Annotated in this window: 29 protein-coding genes; 27 read left to right on the forward strand and 2 right to left on the reverse strand. The window is 50.0% G+C overall.

Annotated elements, in window-relative coordinates:
• The 27 genes from gpW to V1572_RS13880 all read left to right on the forward strand — a co-directional run bounded on the left by gpW (position 1) and on the right by V1572_RS13880 (position 20848).
• A complete protein-coding gene (gpW, locus tag V1572_RS13750) occupies positions 1 to 237 on the forward strand; it encodes a gpW family head-tail joining protein (RefSeq protein WP_395299240.1) in 237 nt (78 codons plus the stop codon).
• Complete coding sequence (locus tag V1572_RS13755) at positions 234 to 1802, forward strand: phage portal protein (protein WP_395299241.1); 1569 nt, start codon at positions 234 to 236, stop codon at positions 1800 to 1802. Before gpW ends, V1572_RS13755 begins: the two co-directional genes overlap by 4 nt.
• The gene (locus tag V1572_RS13760) at positions 1802 to 3088 is read left to right on the forward strand and encodes a S49 family peptidase (protein ID WP_395299242.1); all 1287 of its coding nucleotides are present in this window, start codon (positions 1802 to 1804) and stop codon (positions 3086 to 3088) included. The genes V1572_RS13755 and V1572_RS13760 overlap by 1 nt, the downstream gene beginning before the upstream one ends.
• Positions 3085 to 3408: a head decoration protein gene (locus V1572_RS13765; protein ID WP_395299243.1), complete on the forward strand. Its 324-nt coding sequence runs from the start codon at positions 3085 to 3087 to the stop codon at positions 3406 to 3408. The genes V1572_RS13760 and V1572_RS13765 overlap by 4 nt, the downstream gene beginning before the upstream one ends.
• Positions 3409 to 3467: 59 nt before the next feature.
• Positions 3468 to 4502 carry a major capsid protein gene (locus V1572_RS13770; RefSeq protein WP_395299244.1) on the forward strand — a complete coding sequence of 345 codons (1035 nt, stop codon included), beginning with the start codon at positions 3468 to 3470 and terminating at the stop codon, positions 4500 to 4502.
• 37 nt (positions 4503 to 4539) lie between these two features.
• A complete protein-coding gene (gpFI, locus tag V1572_RS13775; protein WP_395299245.1) occupies positions 4540 to 4947 on the forward strand; it encodes a DNA-packaging protein FI in 408 nt (135 codons plus the stop codon).
• Positions 4944 to 5333, forward strand: coding sequence for a hypothetical protein (locus V1572_RS13780; RefSeq protein WP_395299246.1), 390 nt, complete (start codon positions 4944 to 4946; stop codon positions 5331 to 5333). Before gpFI ends, V1572_RS13780 begins: the two co-directional genes overlap by 4 nt.
• 36 nt (positions 5334 to 5369) lie before the next feature.
• On the forward strand, positions 5370 to 6023 hold the full coding sequence (locus V1572_RS13785) for a hypothetical protein (protein WP_262749631.1): 654 nt from the start codon (positions 5370 to 5372) through the stop codon (positions 6021 to 6023).
• Positions 6020 to 6574, forward strand: a complete 555-nt coding sequence (locus V1572_RS13790; RefSeq protein ID WP_395299247.1) for a hypothetical protein — start codon at positions 6020 to 6022, stop codon at positions 6572 to 6574. Before V1572_RS13785 ends, V1572_RS13790 begins: the two co-directional genes overlap by 4 nt.
• Entirely contained in the window at positions 6552 to 7388 is an 837-nt protein-coding gene (locus tag V1572_RS13795) for a phage baseplate assembly protein V (RefSeq protein ID WP_395299248.1), read from the forward strand. Before V1572_RS13790 ends, V1572_RS13795 begins: the two co-directional genes overlap by 23 nt.
• A gap of 4 nt (positions 7389 to 7392) precedes the next feature.
• Complete coding sequence (locus V1572_RS13800) at positions 7393 to 7743, forward strand: GPW/gp25 family protein (protein ID WP_262749635.1); 351 nt, start codon at positions 7393 to 7395, stop codon at positions 7741 to 7743.
• On the forward strand, positions 7740 to 8657 hold the full coding sequence (locus V1572_RS13805; RefSeq protein WP_395299249.1) for a baseplate J/gp47 family protein: 918 nt from the start codon (positions 7740 to 7742) through the stop codon (positions 8655 to 8657). The genes V1572_RS13800 and V1572_RS13805 overlap by 4 nt, the downstream gene beginning before the upstream one ends.
• A gap of 2 nt (positions 8658 to 8659) precedes the next feature.
• A complete protein-coding gene (locus V1572_RS13810) occupies positions 8660 to 9202 on the forward strand; it encodes a phage tail protein I (protein ID WP_395299250.1) in 543 nt (180 codons plus the stop codon).
• Positions 9203 to 9214: 12 nt separating this feature from the next.
• Entirely contained in the window at positions 9215 to 10321 is a 1107-nt protein-coding gene (locus V1572_RS13815) for a phage tail protein (protein ID WP_395299251.1), read from the forward strand.
• 14 nt (positions 10322 to 10335) lie between these two features.
• Positions 10336 to 10839, forward strand: a complete 504-nt coding sequence (locus V1572_RS13820; RefSeq protein ID WP_395299252.1) for a tail fiber assembly protein — start codon at positions 10336 to 10338, stop codon at positions 10837 to 10839.
• A gap of 16 nt (positions 10840 to 10855) precedes the next feature.
• Positions 10856 to 12397, forward strand: coding sequence for a phage tail sheath C-terminal domain-containing protein (locus V1572_RS13825; RefSeq protein WP_395299253.1), 1542 nt, complete (start codon positions 10856 to 10858; stop codon positions 12395 to 12397).
• Between the two features lie 17 nt (positions 12398 to 12414).
• A complete protein-coding gene (locus tag V1572_RS13830) occupies positions 12415 to 12930 on the forward strand; it encodes a phage major tail tube protein (RefSeq protein ID WP_333073555.1) in 516 nt (171 codons plus the stop codon).
• Positions 12931 to 12948: 18 nt separating this feature from the next.
• Positions 12949 to 13242 (forward strand): phage tail assembly protein, encoded by a 294-nt coding sequence (locus V1572_RS13835; RefSeq protein ID WP_395299254.1) that lies wholly within the window; start codon positions 12949 to 12951, stop codon positions 13240 to 13242.
• Positions 13243 to 13341: 99 nt separating this feature from the next.
• Positions 13342 to 14862 (forward strand): hypothetical protein, encoded by a 1521-nt coding sequence (locus V1572_RS13840; protein ID WP_395299255.1) that lies wholly within the window; start codon positions 13342 to 13344, stop codon positions 14860 to 14862.
• Positions 14863 to 14864: 2 nt separating this feature from the next.
• Positions 14865 to 15299: a phage tail protein gene (locus tag V1572_RS13845; RefSeq protein WP_333073562.1), complete on the forward strand. Its 435-nt coding sequence runs from the start codon at positions 14865 to 14867 to the stop codon at positions 15297 to 15299.
• A gap of 185 nt (positions 15300 to 15484) precedes the next feature.
• Positions 15485 to 15700 carry a tail protein X gene (locus V1572_RS13850; RefSeq protein ID WP_333073564.1) on the forward strand — a complete coding sequence of 72 codons (216 nt, stop codon included), beginning with the start codon at positions 15485 to 15487 and terminating at the stop codon, positions 15698 to 15700.
• On the forward strand, positions 15691 to 16746 hold the full coding sequence (locus tag V1572_RS13855) for a late control protein (protein WP_395299256.1): 1056 nt from the start codon (positions 15691 to 15693) through the stop codon (positions 16744 to 16746). The genes V1572_RS13850 and V1572_RS13855 overlap by 10 nt, the downstream gene beginning before the upstream one ends.
• 3 nt (positions 16747 to 16749) lie before the next feature.
• Positions 16750 to 17265, forward strand: a complete 516-nt coding sequence (locus V1572_RS13860; protein ID WP_395299257.1) for a prophage tail fiber N-terminal domain-containing protein — start codon at positions 16750 to 16752, stop codon at positions 17263 to 17265.
• Positions 17262 to 17567, forward strand: coding sequence for a hypothetical protein (locus V1572_RS13865; RefSeq protein WP_395299258.1), 306 nt, complete (start codon positions 17262 to 17264; stop codon positions 17565 to 17567). The genes V1572_RS13860 and V1572_RS13865 overlap by 4 nt, the downstream gene beginning before the upstream one ends.
• Positions 17494 to 18927, forward strand: coding sequence for an SGNH/GDSL hydrolase family protein (locus tag V1572_RS13870; RefSeq protein ID WP_395299259.1), 1434 nt, complete (start codon positions 17494 to 17496; stop codon positions 18925 to 18927). Before V1572_RS13865 ends, V1572_RS13870 begins: the two co-directional genes overlap by 74 nt.
• A 230-nt stretch (positions 18928 to 19157) precedes the next feature.
• Positions 19158 to 19577, forward strand: a complete 420-nt coding sequence (locus V1572_RS13875) for a translesion error-prone DNA polymerase V autoproteolytic subunit (protein WP_111966514.1) — start codon at positions 19158 to 19160, stop codon at positions 19575 to 19577.
• 2 nt (positions 19578 to 19579) lie between these two features.
• Positions 19580 to 20848, forward strand: coding sequence for a Y-family DNA polymerase (locus tag V1572_RS13880; protein ID WP_395299260.1), 1269 nt, complete (start codon positions 19580 to 19582; stop codon positions 20846 to 20848).
• Positions 20849 to 20926: 78 nt separating this feature from the next.
• Here V1572_RS13880 and V1572_RS13885 read toward each other — a convergent pair whose 3' ends face one another.
• A complete protein-coding gene (locus V1572_RS13885) occupies positions 20927 to 22780 on the reverse strand; it encodes an ATP-dependent nuclease (protein WP_395299261.1) in 1854 nt (617 codons plus the stop codon).
• Between the two features lie 218 nt (positions 22781 to 22998).
• A complete protein-coding gene (locus V1572_RS13890) occupies positions 22999 to 23670 on the reverse strand; it encodes an SOS response-associated peptidase (RefSeq protein ID WP_395299262.1) in 672 nt (223 codons plus the stop codon).
• Between the last annotated feature and the right edge of the window lie 79 nt (positions 23671 to 23749).

Here is a 23749-nt window from a genome sequence, read left to right on the forward strand (position 1 = left end):
GTGACTACAGATAATGAAACACTACTGATACGGCTGGCTGAAGCTGAAACGGCGTATCACCGGATGATGGTCGGCAAACAGGCCGTTACGATATCGCACGGCGATTCAGCCGGTAACAGCCGGAGCTATCAGTATTCAACAGCAGGAATAGCAGACCTGCGCGCATACATTATCGAGCTGAAGGGCAAGCTCGGATTGAACACGGGACGTCGCCGCCCCGCAGGGGTTCGTGTATGACTGCAGCAACGCAGTTACTCGGTCCCGACGGTCAAACGCCACTACGCCGTTACGCGGGGTATAACGGCGGCGGTCCCGGCTTCGGCGGCCAGTTACTTGACTGGCACGCGCCGCAGCAGAGCGCCGATGCAGCGCTGCTGCCGACATTTTATAAAGGTAATGCCCGAGCTGATGATCTCGTTCGTAACAACGGCGTCGCGGCAAATGCCGTGCAGCTGCACCAGGATCATATCGTCGGCAACCTTTTTAAACTCAGTTATCGTCCGAACTGGCGCTATCTCGGCATATCACGCGAGGATTCTCGCGCGCTCGCGCGTGACGTTGAAACAGCCTGGACTGAATACGCGGAAGACCCGAACTGCACGATTGATATCGAGCGCAAGCGCACTTTCACGATGATGATCCGCGAAGGCGTGGCCACGCACGCATTCAACGGTGAAACATGCGTGCAGCCGGTGTGGGAGGGCAGCTCTGGCTCGATATTCCGGACTCGTTTCAAAATGGTATCGCCGAAACGCATTCGGAACCCTGGCTATGCCAGCGACACTCAGACCCGGCGCGCCGGTGTCGATATCGATAAAAATGGCGCTGCAGTGGGCTACTGGATAGCAGAGGATAGTTATCCGTATGGCGGCGTCGGTAAATGCCGACGAATCCCGGCTAGGCTCAGCAACGGTCGTCCGGCGTTCATTCACATTTTCGAACCGATGGAAGATGGCCAGACGCGCGGTGACAACATCTTTTACAGCGTGATGGAACGCCTGAAGATGCTTGATACGTTGCAACAGACGCAGCTGCAAAGCGCGATAGTGAAGGCGATGTATGCCGCGACTATCGAATCAGAACTCGATAGCGAGCAGGCGTTTGAATATATCGCTGGCGCAGGGGCTGAGAATGCAAATAACCCGCTCACAGCGTTTATTAAGAGTTTCGTTACGTATTACAACGGCGCAAACATCAAGCTTGGCGGCGTGAAGGTCCCACACCTGCACCCTGGCGATAAGCTCAATCTGCAGACGGCGCAGAACGCTGACGCCGGGTTTAGTTCGCTCGAGCAATCCCTGCTGCGTTATGTCGCTGCCGGTACCGGCGTTTCTTATGAAGAACTGAGCCGGGACTATAGCCAGGTCAGCTATTCAAGCGCACGCGCCAGCGCGAACGTGAGCTGGCGCTACTACATGGGGCGTCGCAAATTCATTGCAGCGCGCCAGGCGTCGCTGATGTTCGCCTGCTGGTTCGAAGAGGTGCTGGCTCGCGGGATCATTAAGCTGCCGGTGAATGCTCGACGGTCGTTTTATGAGGCGAGAAACTCCTGGACGAATGCAATGTGGATCGGCGCTGGCCGCATGGCCATCGACGGTTTGAAAGAAGTGCAGGAAAGCGCGATGCGTCTCACTGCTAACCTGACCACGTATCAAAACGAGCTGGCCCTGCAGGGGCTGGATTATGAAGACGTCATGGAGCAGCAGGAATATGAAATCCAGCGTCGCAAAGAGCTGGGGCTTAACGAGCCGAACTGGTCCGTCAGCTATCCATCAAACACCAATAATGGGGGGTACTATTAATGCCCTGGCGTAATTATCAACATCTCGCCGCGCGAACTTTCAATCAGCCGCTATTACTCGAACCCGCCTATGCGCGGGTTTTCTTTTCTGCGCTGAGCGAACGTTTCGGGACAGAACGTCTTATCGATGCGACTACCGGCGCGCAGCTGGCCGGTGAAGAACTTAAGCAGCTGGCGAGCAGCTGGGACAAAGAATCGCGGTCAGCCTCGAAAAGCTATCGTGTAGAACGCGGTATCGCAATTTTGCCGGTCACCGGCACGCTGGTTCATAAATTCGGTTATATGCAGCCGGTCTCCGGCATGACCGGCTATGACGGCATAGCCGCGCGCCTGCAGCAGGCCGTGTCTGACCCTGCCGTAAAAGGGATCTTGCTTGATATTGATTCGCCAGGGGGGGAGGTCTCCGGTGCATTCGATACAGCGGATTTAATCGTGCGAGCGCGGGAGCAAAAACCGGTCTGGTGCTTAGCAAGTGATATGGCCTGCAGCGCAGGTTATTTGCTCGCGAGCGCCTGCACGCGGCGTTTAATCACTCAGACCGGGGTCGTAGGGTCAATCGGCGTTGTCGTCGCGCACAGAAGCGTTGAGAAGGCGCTGGAGCTGGCAGGCGTCGACGTCACGCTGATTTATGCCGGTAGTCATAAAGTCGACGGAAACCCGTTTGAGCAGCTGCCGTCTGACGTTCGTGACGAAATTCAGGCCAGCATCGACAGTACGCGCGATCAATTTGCGCAGAAAGTCGCTGACTATACCGGCCTGAAAAAAGCCCAGGTTCTGGCAACAGAAGCGGCTGTATATACGGGGCAGGAAGCGATTAAAGCAGGCCTGGCCGACCAGATTGTTAACTATGCAGACGCGATTCAGGCGATGGCCGACGCGCTGAACACTACTAAACCGGAGTTAAGCATGACAACAACCACGGCAAAAACAGAGGAGCAGGTCGTTACGCTGACAACTGAGCAGATTAGCGCGCAGGCGGCATCAAATGAGCTGGCTCGCGTGATGTCTATCATCGGCTGTGACGAAGCGAAAGGGCGTGAGCAGCAGGCTCATGCGCTGGCTGCTATTCCCAGCATGACGCTGGATCAGGCTAAAGCGGTCCTGGCAGCAGCGCCGCAAACCGCCCAGGCGCGCACTGAAACAGCGCTTGATGCGCTGATGGCAAAAGAGTCGCCGGAAGCGGTGGCTGATATGCCCGCTCAACACAATCACTCTGCAGACGGTTCTGCAGCGAAAATTTCACTGCTGGTTCAGGCAGGTAAATCACTCATTGAGGAGCAGTTATGACAACAGAAAGCTGTCAGCCGGATGATTTTTCCGTCGGCCCTGACGTGACAACAACTACCGGCATCATGGCTTCGGGTGTGAATATCGCGAAATATACACCCGTCATGATTGATGCAACTGCCGGGACTTTTAAATCATGGGATGGTACGCCAGGAAAAGCAGTGGGTATTACAGCAATGGCGGTCAATGCCAGCGCAGGCCAGCTTGAGTTTTCGTACTACAACAGCGGGACATTTCGCGCTAACTATCTGAACTGGTCAGCTGATGCGACGAAGCGAAAGTCAGCGTTTGCTGGCACGCCGATCAGCATCCAGGAATAACCATAAATTGATCATATAAGCCGCCGAAAGGCGGTTTTTTTATGCAGGAAACAAAATAAATGAGTGATTCATACACCACGCAGGAACTGATCGCTGCAACGCAGCAGGTTTTTAAATTCCAGCCGCTTTTCCTGAGCCTCTTTTTTAAAGAGACGTATACGTTCACCACTGAAGACGTTTTTCTCGACAAAATTCCCGGTGAAGTGTCGATGGCCGTTTACTGTTCGCCATTGATCACCGGCAAAGTTGACAGAACGCGTGGATTTAAAACAACGCACTTCAAACCGGGGTACACCAAGCCGAAGCACACAGTCAATCCGCATACCGTCATCAAGCGCGCTGCCGGTGAGCATATCGGCCAGCCCAAAACGCCTGCAGAACGTCGCGCCGAAATTATTATGCAGAATCTGAAGGATGAAGAGCTGTCCATTCAGCAGCTGGAAGAATACCAGGCAGTGCAGGCCGTCTTAAAAGGCAAATACACGATCTCCGGGCCAAATATTGAGACGACTGAAATTGATATGCAGCGCAGCGTTGCAAACAATATCGTGCAGTCGGGCAGCACTGCCTGGTCAGCACAAAACAAGGACACATTCGATCCGAGCAACGATATCGAAGAGTATGCAGAGCATGCCTCCGGCACGATCAACGTACTTGTCATGGATGGAAAGGCCTGGAAGACGCTCAAAAGCTTCAAACTGTTCCGTGAAGCGCTCGACTCGCGTCGCGGCTCGAACAGTCAGCTCGAGCTGGCGATCAAAAATCTCGGCGATGTCGTGAGCTTTAAAGGCTACTACGGTGATACTGCAGTGATCGTCTATAAGGGCCAGTACATTGACCCGGACACGAAAGTCAAAACGAAGTACATGCCGGACAACACGATGGTCCTGGGGAATTTACAATCAAAAGGTTATCGCACCTATGGTGCCATTCTGGATGAAGATGCACTTCGTGAGGGTATCACCGAAGCGACACGTTATCCGAAGATCTGGACGGTAACTGGCGACCCGTCAATCACTCAGACCATGACGCAATCAGCGCCAGCAATGGTGCTCGGCGATGCAGATGCTTTCGTCGTTGTAACCCTCGCATAAGAGCCGAAAGGCTCTTTTTTTATACCCGGAGACAAAAATGGCTAATAAAACAGAACTGCTGGCGCGTATCAGTGATTTAAGCGCGCAGCTGGGGCGTGAGCTTTCAACAACTGGCACAAATGAGGCGCTGCAGGCGGTTATAGACAGTGCGGAAGCTGAGCTGAAGCTACTGAATGAAGATGACGGCGAAACGCTGCCCCTGCAGCCGCTGCCGGGTGGGTCAAATTCAGGAACGCTGCTGACTGCCAGCTCTCCTGACGAAAATGATGAAGCTGATGCAGACGGCGCAGCGTATCGATTTGTGAAATTACGCGCGACGCTTCATATCGTTCATTACGTTAATCAAAAGCCGGTGCGTGAAATCGTCCCAGCTGGCCAGTCAATCTACGTTGACCCGGAGGAAGCTGCGAAACTCATCGCTGCAAATCACGTCTACGCGCTATGAGCTGCTACGACGACGATTTGAACGCCGGTGACGAGCAGATGCTCGAAGCGTTTGGTCGTCCAGTTCGCCTGCCGAACCGAGCTGACCCCATCATCGCGATATTCAACGAACCCTACGCGCGAACTGATTTACCCAGCTCGGGGGCCGGGTTTATCACCGGCACAGTAACGAGTATTACGGTTAAATCGGGGAGCGTTGATGGTATCGCCAGGCGTGATGTCATCCAGGTACCAAAAAAGCGCGAGCTGGATGAAAAGGGAAACCTGGTCTGGGGCAGCTGGACTGATTACGTCGTGAAAGAGCCGCAGCCGGACGGCACCGGATTAACTGTTATTTATCTCGAGCCGCACACTACCAGCGAAAACAGTATGTACTCGAAATATTAAAGGGTGGGACCGCGGTCCCACCCCGCAGGGGGTCGCATGTCAGAACCTCGCAGCAATGCGCAGATGTTCGATATCGATATGTCTGCGCTGCGCGAATTACGTGAAGCTGTGGGAGCCACACAGCAGCAGATGCTGATGGCATACAACCGCGCGCTGAACAGAACGGCGAAGCATATGCACCGCGTTTCGGTCGGGATGATGATCGATGCGCTTGCAGTCAAAAAGCGCAAAGTAGCGAATAAGCGCATTAAGCCATTCGTGAAACGTCGTAATTTCGGGAAAGAGAGCACCGGCGAGCTGAGCAGCGCGAAGCTCTGGTACGGCCTGAACGATTTTCGCGTTCACGATTTGCGCGGGTCGATGCGGAAACAGCGAAAGCAGAAGCAAAAACGTGACCCGGAGACGGGTCAGTTCATGAAAACGAAAAAAGGTGCGCGCGGTGCGACATTCATTCCCAAGAGCGAAGGGCTGCACTCGATGAGCTGGCCCGATTCGTTTGTCGCTAAACGCTACAGCGTAAAAAGCATCTGGATTCGTCGCGAGGGTGGCGGCGTCGAAGAGGCGCGCGTACCGGTTCATGAAGCGCTGGAAGACGCTATCGACGATTACATTTTTGAAAATATCGGCTCTGTATTCATGCGCTATTTTGAGCAGGATTTACGGGGCCGCGTGGCGGGGAACGTTCAATGACAGCTACTGCTGAAGCGGGAATGGACGCTTTTGATGAGTATACGAACCGGGTTCGAGCAGCAGTTCTGCAGATCCCTTTCGTCAAAACGTTTGGCGTATATCCGGAAATCCCGGAAGGATTCGAAACGCCAGCCGTCTTTTTTGAAATTGAAAACTGGGAGCCGAGCAGTGAAGTGATCGCAGGCTCAGCGCTGACAGTTTCGCTCAACTGCAGTCTGTATGTTCTGCGCGAATTTGCTGCAGATCAGTACGGGCAGAAGGCCAGGAACGCGGCGCTGTATATATCGAGCTGGATAGACGGTCGGGGGTTCGGTCCTGGTACTCAGCCAGCCACGTTCGGCGGCTCGGAGCCTGCTGATTGGGTGAAAAACGGCAAAGCGCTCGGATCGCACTCCGTCTGGTGCGTATCGTTTTCGCAAGTAGTCGGCGTCGGCGTCGGGCCTTTCGTGACCCCGGCAGATGCCCCGCTTCTGAAAGAAGTGTTTGTCAGCCTTGCGCCAGATATTGGAAAAGAGCACGAGGCTGATTATGTCCGGGTCTTCCCAAGATGACTTCACCGGCGCGGATATGTATCGCCGGTTGCGCGACATCATAAAGCGCGGTGTCGTTAAAGAAGTACAGTTGTCACCCCCACGCGTGCGCGTCACGTTCGGCGGCGAGCATCAGTCAGGCTGGCTGCAATGGTTTACCCTTGCAACATCAGAACGTGTGGACTGGAGCGCCCCGAAAGTGGGCGACCCCGTAACGGTCATTTCGGAAGGCGGGGATCTGCGAAACGGCGTCGTTTTTCCGGGTCTTCTCGTTGATGGCCGCGCCGTTCCGTCGAATAAGCCAAATGAGCACGTCACAGCGTACTGTGACGGCGCGACGCTGACTTATGATACCGAGAGCCACGTTTTAACCTGGAAGGGCGTGCAGGGCGGCGCAGTGCGTATTATCGCAGAGTCAAAAGTCGATATTCTCGGTAAAGATGAAGTGACTGTGACAAGCGAAAACGTCGTGAATATTCACGGTGGGAAGCTAATCAACGCTGACGCGGAAGTAATCAACGCTACAGCCGCAAAAGAGATCAATCTGGCCGCGCCGAAGATAAACGCTACGGCCCCGGGGGGAATTCTTTTCGATGGTCCCGTTCATATGACTAAAACGCTCGTTGTGGACGGCCTGGGGACGTTCAGAACGGATCTGAGCGTTGAAGGGGACAAAGGCGGGTCAGGCAACATCAGGACTGCTGGCAGCGTTATCGCCGGTAAAGAGGTCCAGGACCGGCAGGGAACGCTCTCAGAAATCCGTGTCACATATAACGGACACATTCATCATTGCCCGGACGGACCAACTGACGGGCCCTCAATTTTAATGAGCTAACAAAATGAAAGGTATGAACCGCAGCACTGGAAAAGTGCTCGCGGGGACCGATCACATTCGTCAGTCGGTCATTGACATACTGACAACTCCGCTCGGAACCCGCGTGATGCTGCCGGAATATGGCAGCAATCTACCAGACCTGGTCGACAACCCCAGCGACCCCGTTCTGGCCATCAAAATCATCATGGCCAGCGCCGGAGCGCTGGCGAAATGGGAACCCCGCATACGCGTCGACAGGGTGAGGCCCGTCGCGCTGGATGCGAAAACCGGCAGGATGGCCATCGATATCGAAGCAACTGATGTCGAAACACGAAAACGGCTTAAGCTGAACAACCTGGAGCTGCCCTTCAAATGACGACGATTGTGCAGAACTCGATTGTTAAGACGATCGATATGAGCCTGCTGCCGCCACCGGCGTTCGTGCAGACCCCGCTCTTTTCCGATGTAAAAAACGAACTCATTGTAGAGCTGCAGACGCTCGATGAAACGTTCGATGCGCTTCTCGAGTCTGACCCTGCGATGAAGATGCTCGAGATTGTCGCGTACTGGAAGATCATTAACACTGCGCGGGTGAACCAGGGCCAGCTCGCCGTTTTACTAGCTTTTGCAAAGGGCGATGACCTGACGCAGCTCGGCGCGAATCTCGACTGCGAACGCATGCTCATTACACCTGCAGATCCGGATGCAATCCCGCCTGTCGCAGCAGTTTACGAAAGCGATGACGAATACCGGCATCGCATCCAGCTTTCGTGGTACGCGCGGAACACCGCAGGCAGCACTAACGCCTATAACTACTTCGCGCTCAGCTGCGATCCGAATGTTCTCTCAGCGCAGGCGTATGGCCCCCCGGTTACTCAGCCGGGTTATGTCGATATGTACATTTTGTCGCGCACCGGCGACGGCACACCCTCGCAGGCGTTGCTTAATGCTGTTAATGCCGCGCTCTCTCCGGATGATACGCGGCCACTGACTGATTTTGTCACGGTAAAACCAGCGTCGAACTTGGCCTATCAGGTCGAAGCTGTGATTATCGCGGGATTGGGGCCCGATACCGGCGTATTGCTGAATGGTGCGCAAAGTGATCTTGCTTCATACGTTGCTGCTCAGCACAAAATCGGGGCTACAGCAGCAATTTCGGGCATATACGACGCGATTCATCGCGACGGCGTTGAACGCGTGCAACTTATTTCACCTGCTGCAGATGTGATTAGCGGGGTGGGGCAGGCCCCCTATTGCACGAACATTAAACTGTCGGTGCAGATGGGGTAATCATGACGAGTCAGAGCTTATTACCGCCCAATTCAACGCCTGCAGAACGCGCGCTCGAAGCTGTTCTGTCGCATGCCGGTGACCTGCCCGGTGATATCCGGGTCATCAAAAATCCGGATTTGTGTCCGGTTGATTTGCTGCCCTGGCTGGCCTGGGAATACGCGGTCACATTCTGGAACCCTGAATGGACCGAGCAGCAAAAAAGGCAGGTTATTAAAGATGCCGCCTGGCAGAACAAACACCGTGGTACGCGCGGAGCGGTCGAACGTGCGCTGCTGTCAGTGGGCTACGAAAGCCAGCTGCAGGAGTGGTTCGAAATGACCCCAAAGGGCGATCCTTATACCTTCGCGATTAAAATCTTTCTCTTAAAATCAATGGGGATGGATGAAAACCTGCTAAATACTTTCGTTGCGCAGATATTCGATTCAAAAAACTGTCGGTCTTTTTTATCGAAAATAGAATTCGAGAGCAATATAAGCGGTGATTTTTATATCATGGGTTCTGGTTTTGCTCATCTGTATATAGATATACCACCATTAAAATAAGAGTATTTCGTAATGGCAGAAGATAAGGTCTATTCGATTCTAACCAATCGGGGCGCGGAACTGGAAGCGGAAGCTATCGCAACGAATACCCCCGTTATTCTTAATAAATTTGTAGTTGGCGATGCTAACGGCGCAGCTAGTGTTATACCTGACCCGTCACAAACGAGTCTAATACATGAATTATACAGGGGAAGTATTCAGGCTGTTTCGTGTGAAGATAACCATATTACTTTCCAGTTATATATCCCTCCTGAAGTTGGAGGGTATACCATTAAAGAGATTGGTATTTTAACAAATAACGGAGAGCTTTATTCCGTTGGTCGCTCGCCCGATATTATTAAGCCGAACGGCAGCAATGGCGCGGTTGTAGCTATAACGTTTAAATATACACTTGCAGTGTCCAGTACAGATTCGGTTAGTGTAGTCATATATGATGAATACATAACGCCCAAAGAGGGCGATGCCAGATATTTAAAAATTGCTGAAAACCTTTCTGAAATTAAAAAAAAGGGAAACCCGGCTCAGACAGCAGCAAGGGAAAACATTGGCATTGAGGGCGATATTGCATACAGGGATAAAAATAATACCTTTAAATATGAGAATAAACATGAGGGAGATATTTCTTTCACTCTAGATAATGCTTACATAAACTGGCCCGCCAATCGTTTATCTTCCTGCGGTCTTGTATTTGGTGGCGGTCTTAATAACGGAGCGGGTTTATTCGTATATCCAAATAATGAGGTTCAGATACTATCTACGTATAGAGTAGCATTACGTATTCCAACTGCTAATTCGGCATTTATTCGAGATGTGGGTGATAATTATTATAAAATCTGGAATGAGGGAAATTTAACACCAGTCAGAAAAGTAAATAATATCTCACCTGATGCAAGCGGGAATGTGACAATAGCAGGCGGCATAAGGGGGGTGCAACTTGGGTCTGAAATATATCTAAACAGAAATGACAGTGACGGTTCGCATCGACCGCCTCGCGGTTATGTACTGACCGGGGCGCACTCGAATTATAATGATAGCAACTGGGAACTAGACCATGTTTATGCGGCGCCTGTGCAGGTAACGTCAGATGGAAATAATTGGGTGACAATTTCAGCCCTTTAATATTTAGAGGCTTTATGCAAGATATAAAAAATTTTAAACCCTCCACGCCTACTCCGGAACAGATAGAAACATACACATTAAGTCACGGCCAAATACCGCTTTTTCTGAAATCAGAAGATGGACAGGACTGGTATGAATGCCAGTCTTTGTTTTCAGATGATACAGTTAAAATAATGTACGATGAGCAAGGTATTATTTGGGGCGTTGTAACTGAGCCAATACCGCAAAGGGGAAATACATATGCAGTAAGTGTGTTCTTTCCTGTTAATTTGTCAGTTGCTGAAATAAATAAAGAGGAATGCCCGGTCGGATGCACCAACGATAAAACATGGCGATATCAGGCCGGGGTGATATCTAAAATTGAGGAAATACCATTATTGCAGGCGAAAAGAAAAACCACTCAGGAATTGGCGGTTGATGCTTACATTCTTCAATGTGCAGTAGACGCGGGTAATGCTACTGCAGAGCAAGCTTCGCAGTTAGCAGAGCTTAAACAATTTATTGCATCAACTATTTAAAGATAAAAGAGGTTATATGAGTAATACAGATTTTTTACATGGTGTACGGACTATTGAATATGATGACGGTGCGGATGCCATCTCTACAGTAAACGTTTCTGTTATTGGCATTGTAGGCACAGCTCCGAATTCAGAAGGGGCAAAGTGCGCATCGCTTGTGACAGGTAGCGCAATAACGGAAAATCAAATCACTTACTCAGTAGAAACCCCAGGAACGGCGGGAAATGCTTACAGTATTGAAATCGTTCCGGGTGATATTTATCCGGCAGATACAGAATGGGGGAGTGGCACTGATTATAAAACTATCTGGAAATATTCAGTAAAAGCCGATGGTTCTGTTAAGTTAACGATACGTATGCCGGTTGATTCAGCGGGTAATAAGCTGATGAAGGCTGAACAATTATCTAGTGTTTGGGATGATGTCCCTGCACTACCGGGCTATAGCCGTGTTATAGCCTCTGTTGACCCGGACAATGACGGCGGAGAAGTAATGTATCTGTCAGAAACGAACTTCGGGGGTGGCGCAGATGAAGCTTTTCCCTTAAATGTTCCGACGGTCATTGCAGGCAGCTCAACAAAAGCCGCAAAACTTGGGACCACTGGCACGCTACCGGCAGACATAAACGATATCTTTAATCAGACGCGTGCGCTGATCGTCGTTGTGCGCGTAGCTGATGATACAGACGCGTTAAAGCTACAGCAGAACGTAATTGGAGGATTAAACCGTCTCCCGGACTCTGCGCAGCTCAATGAAGTTATGCCCCGCGTCATTATCGCGCCGGACTTCAGCGCAACTGACCCCGTTGCAGCTCAGATTGAAGTGATTGCAAATAAGGTGCGCGGTGTCGGGTATATTGATTCGCCGTCGTTCGCGACCGCAAAAGCCGTTGCTATGCGTCGACAAAAGTTCGGCAAGCGCGTCGAAATCCTCCGGCCCCGAGTTTTCACTACCAGCTCTGGCGCGAAAACGTCACGCGCGTATTCCGCATGCGCAGCTGGCCTGCGCTGCCGGATAGATAACGAAAAAGGTTTCTGGTGGAGCAAATCAAACCAGCAGATCCTCGGCATTACAGCTCTCGAGCAGATTGACGAGTACATCAGCGGCGATGATACGTGTGTTACCAATTTGCTCAACAAAAACCAGGTGAGCACTATTATTCGCCGTAACGGTTTCAGGCACTGGGGAAACTATCTCTGCAATACAGACCCGCAATGGGCTTTTGAATGCGTTCGTCGCACTGCTGATGTTATTGAGGATTCGATTGCAGATACGGTCGAAGATGAGTTTATTGATCGCCCGATTGATTTTCATCTTGGCGATGACATTATCGAAAGCACTAATGGTTTTATTCGCTACCTGTTTGACATCGGAGCTATAAACGGCGGTAAAGCATGGCTTGATCCTGAACTCAATACAAAAGAGAGTCTGGCGGCGGGTAAGCTATATATTAACGTGGAGTTTGCGCCTAAATCGCCGTGCCAGAGCGTTATCATCACTTATCGTATCAATAACGATTACACCGTTGAACAGTTCTCTGAATTGCTGCAAGCGGCATAATTAAGCGGGTATTTAAAATGGCTGAAGCAAATGTATATCGCGCCCATGCGTTATGGGTGCAGGGTCGTCTCGTCTGCGGTTGCGAGTCTTACACTCCGGTTGATATGAAAATCATTGAAGATGAATTTAAAACCGGCTCAATGGATATGGCCATGACGCTTGATGGCGGCATGGAAAAGATGGGCGCAAGCTTTAAAGTTAAAGGCTCTGATGTTGACGTTATGTCCATGTTTGGATTCATTCCCGGTGTACGAACGCGTTTCGAAATCCGTTCGGCGTTTGTTAATACGAATACAGGAAAAACAATTATTCGCAAAGACTTTTATGAAGGTCTCATTACAGGCATTACTGATGATGAAGAAGGAACTGACTCGAAATCAAGCGTCGGTCAGAACGTGACGATAGCACCGAACTATTTCAAACGGATTCAGGGCGATAAAGAAATATATGAGCTTCATCCGGCAAAAATGATTCGCCGTATCAATGGCGTTAACGTCCTCGGTGAAATGGCCAGTGGTTTAAAAATTTACTAAAAATATTGAGATTTTAAAATGACAGATTCATTACTTGAAACAATAGACATCCCATTATCCCGTCCCTATGAAATTGACGGTGTGGCTCATACTAAATTAACTATGTATGAGCCAAAACTGCGCGATAAAATTCTTTATAGTAAAGATAAAGGGACCGAGGATGAAAAAAGCGCACGCATGATTGCTCGCTTATTAAACGTAAAGGATACGGACCTGATGAATTTACCATCCTGTGATTATACGCGCCTGGAGGACGCGTTTAATGAGATGGTAAAGGACCCGAAAGAACGGAACATGAAATTATTCTCATAATTCCGTTTGTTTCTAAAATACTGGCCATACCGCCCGATACGCAGATGAACCTGCCGTATCGGGTTTTTAATTTCTACGTGAGGGAGCTATGTAAAAAAGATGGCTATTTCTCAAAACTTTAAATCGACGGTTACTTTCGGGGGGCGCGTAGACCCCTCTTTTCGTCGTGGCAAAGACGAACTGAAAACCGCAATCCGGGAGACTGGTCAATCAGTCAGCCAGCTCACAAAACGCCAGGAAAAGCTAAAGGCGGAGATGGCCAGCATGAAGCTGGCCGGGAAAGATATTTCAGCGCTGACAAAACAGTATGAAAAATTATCTCGTCAGATCAATAACGCTACAGACGATCAGGAGAAGCTGAACAAGCAGCTCAAACGGCAGGAACGTCTCGATAAGTGGAAAGGGCGAGCAACCGCGGTCCCAAAATGGGCTGGAAAAGCAGCGTGGGGTGCTGCGAAGGGGCTGGCCTTCAGCTCGCTGGCCCCGGCTGCAATGTTCGCCGGTGCTATCCAGATGAACTCTGAGACGTCGGAAAAGCTCGGTCTGGCCAAAAGCTATGGTGTCGGTATCGATAAGTATGGCGCCTGGGAAAATATAGCCAAAAAAGCCGGATTGAACGGTGAGAACGTCGGGGATCTGGCCGAAGAACTGACGAATAAAATAGGCGAAAAGGATAACGAGAAGACCATCAACCCGATGCTCGCTCAAATCAATTTAAGCAAGCGCCGAATGGCGGGCTGGAGCCGTGAAAAGCAGTTCGATGAAGTCATGAGCCGAATTTCCCGGATGAAAGATGAGAAGCAGGCGGCAAGCCTCGCTGACCAGCTGATGGGTGGTGAAGCGAATAAAATCATGACGTATATGCGCATGACCGGGAAGACGTGGGAACAGACGATGGCTGATGCTAAAAAGTCCAACCTGCTGACCCAGGAAGGGGCCGAAGGCGCTGCGAGGGCGCATTTTGCTGTCACTAACTTATGGGGTGCAATCACGTCCGGGCTGTCAGATACGCTCGGGAAAATCGGCGGCGAGCTGGAACCCGATATCAACCGCTTCAAAGAGAGCACGATCAGCTGGTTTAAGGAGAACCAGGGCGCGTTTGTTGACGGGATCAGGAACTGGATAAAACAAGACGAAAGTGGAAGAACCGGGCCGCAGCGCTTGTTCGATACCGTCAAAAAGTTCGGGGAGGGGTTACTCGAGCTGGGAAAAATCGTCTGGGCCGTAGCGAAAAAGCTGTCATGGATTCTCGCTGATGATGAAAAAAATCAGGCGAAAATTAATGAGTACGTGAAAAACGGAAACAGCTATGAGGGGGCAAAATCGCTCGCAGATGACTACGGTCTGGAGGACTGGTTCAAAGAGAACTATACGCCGGAAAAAGTCGCTGCAGCTCAGCAAAAAGCCGCGGGTGATGGTGAGGCCCCTGCAGCGCTGGCGAAACGGCAGGCCAGCCAGCCGGTGGGGTATGGGAACTACTCTCCGCGCGTTGAAATCCATGTGCAGACGCAGCCGGGTCAGTCAGCTGAAGAAGTCGGTCAGTCGACGTATGCCGCGTTTAAAGCAGGCCTGCCAACCGCCCCTGGCGGTTCGGGCGCGATGTATGACATACCGGGGTAAATATGGCTAATACCGAAACTGAAGGCAGCAGCGACGTAATGATGGGGATCGGCGAGTCATTCATCTTCTGCATCTCAACAGTCGCGTATAACTCCCTGCAGCGCTCTGACGAATGGCGCTGGGTAGAACAGACCCGGTTCGGAAAAAATGACGCACTGCAGTACACCGGCAGGCCGAATCCGACGATCACGCTGGCTGGCAAAACCCATGCGTTGTTTCTGGACGGCGCAGGCGTCGGACAGATTGAGCTACTGCGCCAGCTGGGGAACACATACGAGCCGCAGCAGCTCGTGATGGGGACGGGGGAAGTGATGGGCTACTGGACGATAACGGCGCTCTCTGAGAACCAGACATCGTTTCTCGCGAAGGGAGCGCCAAAGGTGCAGGAGTTTTCTTTGTCGCTTAAATACTACGGAGATACGCTGACAGCATCATAATTTAGTGTGCTGGCGCTGGATTCTGAACATTTACCAATCAGCGCCAGCACGATTATGATCATGATGATTCCTCCCCATGGGCCACCGCCTTTTTTCCTTCTGCGTGTTGAAAATGAAACGCCGAACGTCCCGCGGTTATTGATATAAAAACGCATTTATATTCTCTTATCCGTTACGGTTAATTTATGGCTATTACATATAAAACGAGAGATGGAGATCGTCTCGATACAATCTGTTTAAAAATCTACGGCAAAACCGGAAAAACCACAGAGGAGGTTTTATATCAGGTCGCTAATTACGGGGTAGTCGATATGTGCGCAGTATTCCCGGCAGGTAAAGAAATTGTTTTACCTGAAATATCATCGGAGCCAATAGTTGAGGAGACGCAATTATGGGAGTGAATGATTCATACATAAAAACAGGAGAGCAACCGTGGCTCCCTAATTTTTATATATCGGTGGGCGATAATGATATTACTGAAAAAGTTCGGAAGGGGCTTATTAATATCTCGCTTGACGATTACGGCGGTTCAAACAAGCAAACGGATCAGATTAAAGTCGCGATAGTGTCAGAATCGCTGCGTATACCTGCCAGAGGCGTCAAAGTGACGCTCGGGCTTGGGTTCGGTACTCAGATCGTAAATAAGGGCGTGTACGTCGTTGACGGCGGTTCAAGCGGGGGTGAGCCGCGCATCGTCGAATTCACTGCGAAAGCCGCCCCGATGAACAGCGCTAAGGGCCTGAGCACGGTACAGAGCAAAAAGACCCGGAGCTGGACGGGTAACACCCTCGGCGACGTTCTTGCGAAAGTAGCGAGCGACAACGGGCTTACAGCGCGGGTGTCTGCGCAGTTCGCCGGAAAAGTCATCGAGCAGTTAGATCAAGTCGGTGAGTCTGATGCGAACCTTGTTTCACGGCTTGCTGACCGCTTCGATGCCGTCAGTAAAGTCGCAGGGGGGTACTGGATGTTTTTGCCCCGCGGCGCGGGTGAGTCTGCGAGCGGGAAGCCGCTTAAACAGTACACGCTGGAACGCCAGGGGAACTCGCAGTGGAACTATTCGCGGAACGGTCGCAGCGGCGACAGCGGAGACAACAGCGACGGCAGCAAAGATACTTCAACGTTTGTGATCAAGTATCACGACCAGGCAACCGGCACGATAAAAGAACTGCGTTCTGGCAGCGGTGAGCCGATCATAGAGGCCCCGTTTGTGGAACCCTCGCTCGCAGCTGCGCAGGAACTGCTGCCCGGTGCGAGCAGCTCGAGCAAAAAGAAAGAGATCACGATGTCGCACTCGATGACAGCTACCCTCGATCTGCTCTCTCTCACTGCTGAATGCAAAATCACGACAAAAGGGTTCGGCCCGGACGAAGACCGGGACTGGACGATCAACACGCTGAATATGACGCTCGGAGAGAGCGGCCTTTCAGTTCGACTGCAGCTGGAATAAACGATGGCCAGAATCTCAGGAATTTATGCAAACGGGTTTGGGGAGCCGGTTGCCGGTGTAAGCATTCTGCTGACAGCGAGGGCTACCAGCAGCGGTGTCGTGATGACGACGATGGCGAGCCAGAAGACAGGCTCAGATGGCAGTTATGGTTTCGACCTTCGCGCCGGTGTTTATGTTGTAACAGCCAACGGTTTGTACCTCGGTGTGATAACAGTCAGCACCGGCGGCCCGGATGGAACCCTGAACGACTATCTCGCCGCTTATAATCCCGCAGCATTAACACCGGCAGTGGTAGAAACAGTGCAGGGCCTGGTGAAAGAAGCTCAGGCCGCGGCAATAGCGGCAGCTGAGTTTGTTCGTCACCCTGTTATTGAAGTTCCGGCGAGTAAAGATATCCCAGCTAACCCCAGCGGATTTTATTTAGTAAAAGACGATGAGGATAAAGGGGGTGGCCCTCAGTTTTATTATTTTTCTGATGTGAAGAAATATTGGATCGCAATGGTGGAGGATACGCAATGAGCACAAGATTCCCGGTAGAAAATATCAGCGCCCCGGCAGCAAATTTGACAGATTACAGCGGCCAGACAAGCGCCGGTCAAAGTATACAAATTATGCCCGCTAATCCTGCTGCACGGCTTTATCGCCTGCAGAATTTATCGGATAGCGTTTCACTCTGGTTTAACGATACCGGCGCGCCAGCCGCAGCTAAGGCCGCAGGTTCGTATGAACTGGTGCCTGGGGCGTACTATGAATTTTCGTCTCCTTGTGCTGTATCGGTTTATGCCGATGCAGCGATCACGTTCAGCGCTGCGAGATATTAAAATGCCAATGATGATCCCAGTCCGGGGAGCCGCGGAAACGGGCGCGGCAATTAAGAAAAATTTTGATGTTTGGTTTTCTCAGATTCACAGACAGCAGTCGCTAAATATTGCGCCGTTGCAGGTTATGAGTTCGCCGCCGGTTACAGTGCTCACGAAAGCAACCGGCATTGCTGCAGCGGCCATAGTGAATGCCGGAAGCGGCTATTCGTCTGGTGATAACCTGACGCCTGCAGGCGGAGAATGCGCGTCAGCTGGTCGAATCCGTGTCCTTGAAGTGGATGAAAGCGGCGCAATTACTGGTATTGCGGTCCAGTTGCCAGGAGTGTATTCAGTCACGCCGGGAAATCCAGTGGCTGTAACGGGTGGCAAAGGCAGCGGCGCAACGTTTAATCTGTCATGGAACGCAGGGATAGCCAGTTCAATTTATAACGGCAAGACCTGGGCCAGGACTGATACGTCATTCTTTAAATACACAGGCTATGACATACGCGACACAATTTCCGGATATCGCGGAAATGGTATTCAAAACGGTACTCAATGCGTAATAGAATTTCAGAGCGATGCGCCAGTCATGGACTTTCGTTTCGTCGGCGGGAATGGTCAATATGACCTTTATGTTGATGGCTACCGCGTTTCATCAGAATCAGTTAGAACAGATACGTCGGGCGCGCCGTATATTTATACTGTTGATTGGGGTGGGGTATCAGTCACGCGGCACTATAGGTTGTGTGGAATTAATACCGAGTTTGGCGGAGTAATTACGGGTCCGGATTTTACTGTATCATCGCCGCGCGGGAATAAGCGCCCGCTGGCGTGGCAAATGGGAGATTCATATACAGTGGGCGTCGGGGCTAATCAGGGTTCATTTAATGATTTCCGTGTCATGTGTGACCTGCTGGGGATGGACGGCATCGCCGACGGCATAAGCGGCTCTGGGTGGGGGTCACAGCAAGAGGGGCGCGTTCCGGAGTGGCGAGTCAGGAATAAATTAGGGGTTATCACCCAAACTCCGCAATATGTTTTTCTCTCTCTGGGATATAACGACGCCGGGGGCAACATAAACACAATAACGAATTCTTTTGTTTCCTCAGTACAAGCCGTAAGAGAAGTTTGCCCGCTTGCTAAAATAATTGTCATTGGCCCGGCCACGCCAATCGGACATACAAAACAACTTGATGAAATACGCGCGGCATTGATGAATCAATGCAGTATCCTGGGGCTAACATTTATTGACGTGCGTGACGTTGTAAACTCATCAAACGCTGGAATATACACGGGAAGTGACAACACGCACCCAAGTAATGCGGGGCATTTATACAGGGGGGTTCAGATCGCGTTAAGAGTGCAGGAGTGTTTGTAAAACATAAGTGAGTCCATGAGCCACGCCCCATCTTTTTACGTCTTAAATAGCGGGGTTAAAAATGAGCAATTGAACGAACTTCCCAAAATTTACAAACCCCATAAATCCAGCGGCAATAAACGTTTAGAAGCGAAGCGGCTAGGAAGTAGCCACTCCGAGACAAACGGCCATCTTGATCAATGCCTCAGTTAAAACTACTGTATATAAAAACAGTATTTGAGGTGTGCAACATGGAGTTCTTCAGACCGGCAGAATTACGCGAGATTATTGCTATCCCGCTGTTCAGCGATTTGGTGCAATGCGGGTTCCCCAGCCCCGCGGCTGATTACGTTGAACAGCGTATCGATCTCAATGAGCTACTTGTCGCTCACCCGAGCTCTACATATTTCGTTAAAGCTGCGGGTGATTCTATGATCGAAGCCGGGATCAGCGACGGCGATCTGCTGGTGGTCGACAGCTCGCGCACTGCTGAGCATGGAGACATTGTTATCGCCGCAGTAGAAGGGGAGTTCACTGTTAAACGCCTGCAGCTGCGCCCGACAGTCCAGCTCATTCCGATGAACAGCGCTTACTCACCGATCATCGTCGGCAGCGAAGATACGCTTGATGTGTTCGGTGTCGTGACTTTCATCGTTAAATCTGCGAGCTGAATATGTTTGCGCTCTGTGATGTGAATTCGTTCTACGCATCATGCGAGACGGTGTTTCGTCCGGATTTGAGGGGGCGGCCGGTGGTTGTTCTCTCGAACAACGATGGCTGCGTAATCGCGCGCAGCGCAGAAGCCAAGGCCGCTGGAATTACAATGGGGGAGCCTTTCTTCAAGCAAAAGGAGCTTTTCCGACGCGCTGGCGTTGTTTGCTTCAGCAGTAACTACGAGCTTTACGCAGACATGTCGAACCGTGTGATGACGACGCTGGAGGAAATGAGCCCCCGCGTCGAAATTTACAGTATCGATGAAGCTTTTTGTGATCTTACCGGAGTTCGAAACTGCCGGGACCTGACTGACTTTGGCAAAGAGATCCGCGCTACGGTTCTGAAGCGTACTCATCTTACCGTTGGCGTTGGCATTGCTCAGACAAAAACACTCGCTAAGCTGGCAAATCACGCCGCCAAGAAATGGCAGAGGCAGACGGGCGGAGTGGTTGATTTGTCCAATATCGATCGCCAGCGTCGGTTGTTGGCTATTGTGCCGGTAGAGGACGTATGGGGCGTCGGCAGACGCATTAGCAAAAAGCTGAACGCCATGGGTATCAAAACGGCTCTTGACCTCTCTGAGCAGAGTACGTGGATTATTCGAAAGCACTTCAATGTCGTCTTGGAGCGAACTGTCCGGGAGTTGCGCGGCGAACCATGTCTGGATCTGGAGGAGTTTGCACCTGCAAAGCAGGAAATCGTCTGTAGCAGGTCATTCGGCGAACGCGTTACTGAGTACGAACAGATGCGCCAGGCAATCTGCAGCTACGCCGCCCGTGGTGCTGAAAAACTTCGGGGTGAGCATCAATACTGCCGCTTTATCTCTGCGTTCGTGAAAACATCGCCGTTCGCGCTTAACGAGCCGTATTATGGAAACAGCTCATCGGTGAAGTTGCTAACGCCCACCCAAGATTCACGCGACATCATCAACACCGCGGTAAAGTGCCTGGACAAAATCTGGAAGGATGGTCACCGCTATCAAAAGGCTGGAATCATGCTGGGAGACTTCTTCAGCCAGGGTGTCGCCCAACTCAACCTGTTCGACGAGAACGCGCCACGCGCAGGAAGCGATAAGTTGATGGAGGTGCTCGATCACCTGAATGCGAAAGATGGTAGGGGAACGCTCTACTTTGCTGGGCAGGGAATACAGCAGCAGTGGCAAATGAAGCGAGATATGCTGTCACCTCGATATACAACGAGATATTCAGATCTGCTAAGGGTAAGATGAGTTTCGAGATGTCTTGTTCCGCTCTGTAACAGCGGCGGACCAAGACCTTTATAAATTTAATTGTAGTTAAGTAGAAAACTAAGTTGTAGAGTTTACTTGCTCGTTTGCTTGCACCACTTCTTCAGATTGAGCCGCAACTGCTGAGAGTGAGTTCAATATATCCCGAAGTCCTAATATTGTTTCACGCAAAGGTTCTAACAGTTCTGGTTCTTGATCCGCTTGTTGTACAATCCATTCAGCAAAGGTATCTTTACTTTCAGGCATCAAGCAAAGTATATGGAAATGTAGATGATCATCCCTTTCATTTATGTAATCAACAATTTTTTCAAAGTTATCTGTAAGAAATTCACTATGGGGTTTTTTAGTAATTGTCAAAAAACCAGCTGCTGATGCTCTATGTTTAACCTCTGCAGTGAATATATTCTCCAAACAACCAGGCCAAAAAGCTTTTTCCACTCTAATGCTTGTCATCAATTGCTGTAGTTCATTAATAAATGGTAATCTACACCAATAAACTTTATTGGAATTGTCTTGTATCCAAACCCCACCATCGCCTAATCTTTTATTTTTATAAAGCTCACGACCTTCTTTATCATTATCAACTAAAGCAAAAACAGCTCGCCCAGGTGCTAAGGTGCTGATGATTTTCCCATTACTTGCAAGAGCAGCCATTTTAGTTGTCCCTCCACCAGATTCGAAGGTGAAAGGCATGTCGCCTCCAACAAATAATTCCCATGCCTTTGCAAATACAGCTGCATCTGTCGCACCTTCCACAAAAACGATTGAGGAATTATGCTGTACTAACTGCTGTTCCAACGAAGTTCTAAGCGCTTTAGACTTTTCTATTTGTGCATGGGCCTGCTCAAGGTAACTGCTAATCACAGGAAGGTGCGGTGTCTCACCCATTAACTCACTTGGAACATGTGTAGATGAATCGTTAGATAATTCTTTTACAACAGAGTTCAGGCGCCCCATGCGCTTGTTAGTCTTCGAGACAAAATATTTTGTAACCCCCTCATCTTTGAGGGAAAAGAAGGCCGGACTGTGACTGGTTAAGAATATTTGTTTGTTATTGGATTTACCAAGTTCAAGGAAGGTGTTAGCTTCCTCTATAGCACTTGCGAGCTCAAGTGAATTTTCAGGTTCTTCAAAACCCCATATATGGTATTCTTTTGAGCTATTGTCGGAGAGAAATGAAAGAATCTGAGGGATATGTCTTACTTGAATGCCATCACCCCGTTGCAAAGTTAAACTGTATGAATCACCCTCGTCTGAAGTTATTTCAAAATCCAAAGATTTAAATAAGTCCGTAAGATCTCTTGGAGTAGAGACAGAGCTATTAATTTTGAGAGAGCTTAATAGTCCTTGAGTTAACTGTTCAGTCCTGTTTCTTAGCGCATCGGTGAAACTTATTAACGACCCGGAAAATTCTGCATGTTCGGAAATTACTTTATATATTTCAGCCTGGAGGCCTTCAAATATCTTCCTGTCTTTTATTGCAGGAATGTAATGAAACTGTATTTTATTAAGGAATCTCGTCAGATATTGTTGAAGATTAGGCTGAGTAATTGATGAGTAAAATTTTGGTTCCTCTTGATTGGTTATACTCCATTGCTTCTTAACCCAAAAGGAATCACCTAATGATGCTCTCCAGTTTACTGGGGTTGTAAACCAAATCTTAACGTATACAAATTTTCTTATATCATTATCTGGTGTTGCCTCTGCGCGGCGAGTATGCGAGAAATCACGCTCGAAACGAAAAGCTTGATTTGGATTGGTTTCATTTCTGAAGAATAAATTTAGAGCTCGCAAAAAGTTGCTTTTACCGGCATCGTTTCTGCCAAAAATGACATTAGTCCCAGAACAATTATTTAAATCATCTTTATAAATCGAACGGAAATATGCAATTTCCACTTGCTTAATAAGTTTCATCGGTATCTCCCTATTAAAAGTTCAATTATTAACACCTTGAATTATTACTTCAAGCAAAATTTTTATAGCAAATTAGCATAACTAAGCAATCAGATGAAGCAATCTTAACCTAAGAGGAATGAATGAAACATGCATCGTACCAACTATTCGAATCGTTGATGAACAAATCAACGTCAAGTACTCACTCATTTCGGAGGTTATGGGGCTCTCTTGTTTATTCATCGGGCCACTTCGATTAACTCCTGCCCCTGATTCTTCGGATTACCTACAGCTCGCGTCACAGCGTGCCAAATAAACTTCTCTGCTGGCTCTGCACCATCGGCTACTATCTCTTCAGCTTCATTACCGCCGATATCTTGTCTCATCCATTCTCGTGCTGCTTCTGGTGACAAAACTAGTGGCCTACGGTCGTGAATATCAACCAGGCCTTTATCAGCTGCAGACGTAACTATCAGAAAACCTTCTGCTTCATCACCACGCTCAAATGGCGTGCTGCCTATAGCCGCCATAAAGATTGGCTGACCGTCAGCGCGGTGAATGAAGTAGGGCTGTTTCTTGTCGCCTTCCTTCTTCCATTCGAACCATCCGTCGGCGAAGCATATCGCCCGGCCATGCTGCCATAACGGTTTAAACATTCTGCTGGTGGCCGCCGTCTCGACGCGAGCGTTAATCAGTGGCGGCTTATCCCACCATCCGGGTGCGTAACCCCAAAGCACCGGATCGAGATGCAGCTGCTCGTCGCGTTCGCTCAACAGCAGGACTTTTGTACCGGGCGCGACGTTGTATCGACCAATAGGCTCTGGGTCATATGCGATATCACGATCGGCTTCATCTGCCAGGTAAGCAAGATATTCTTCACGGGTTTGGGCTTGTGCAAAACGTCCACACATAGAAACCTCCAGCCAGATGTCAGACTGAAAGTATAGGGCAGGGAGAAAAAACTGGTGCGCACCGAAAGTCTATGATTTT

The organism is Enterobacter quasiroggenkampii, from assembly GCF_043972695.1.
GTDB lineage: Bacteria > Pseudomonadota > Gammaproteobacteria > Enterobacterales > Enterobacteriaceae > Enterobacter > Enterobacter quasiroggenkampii.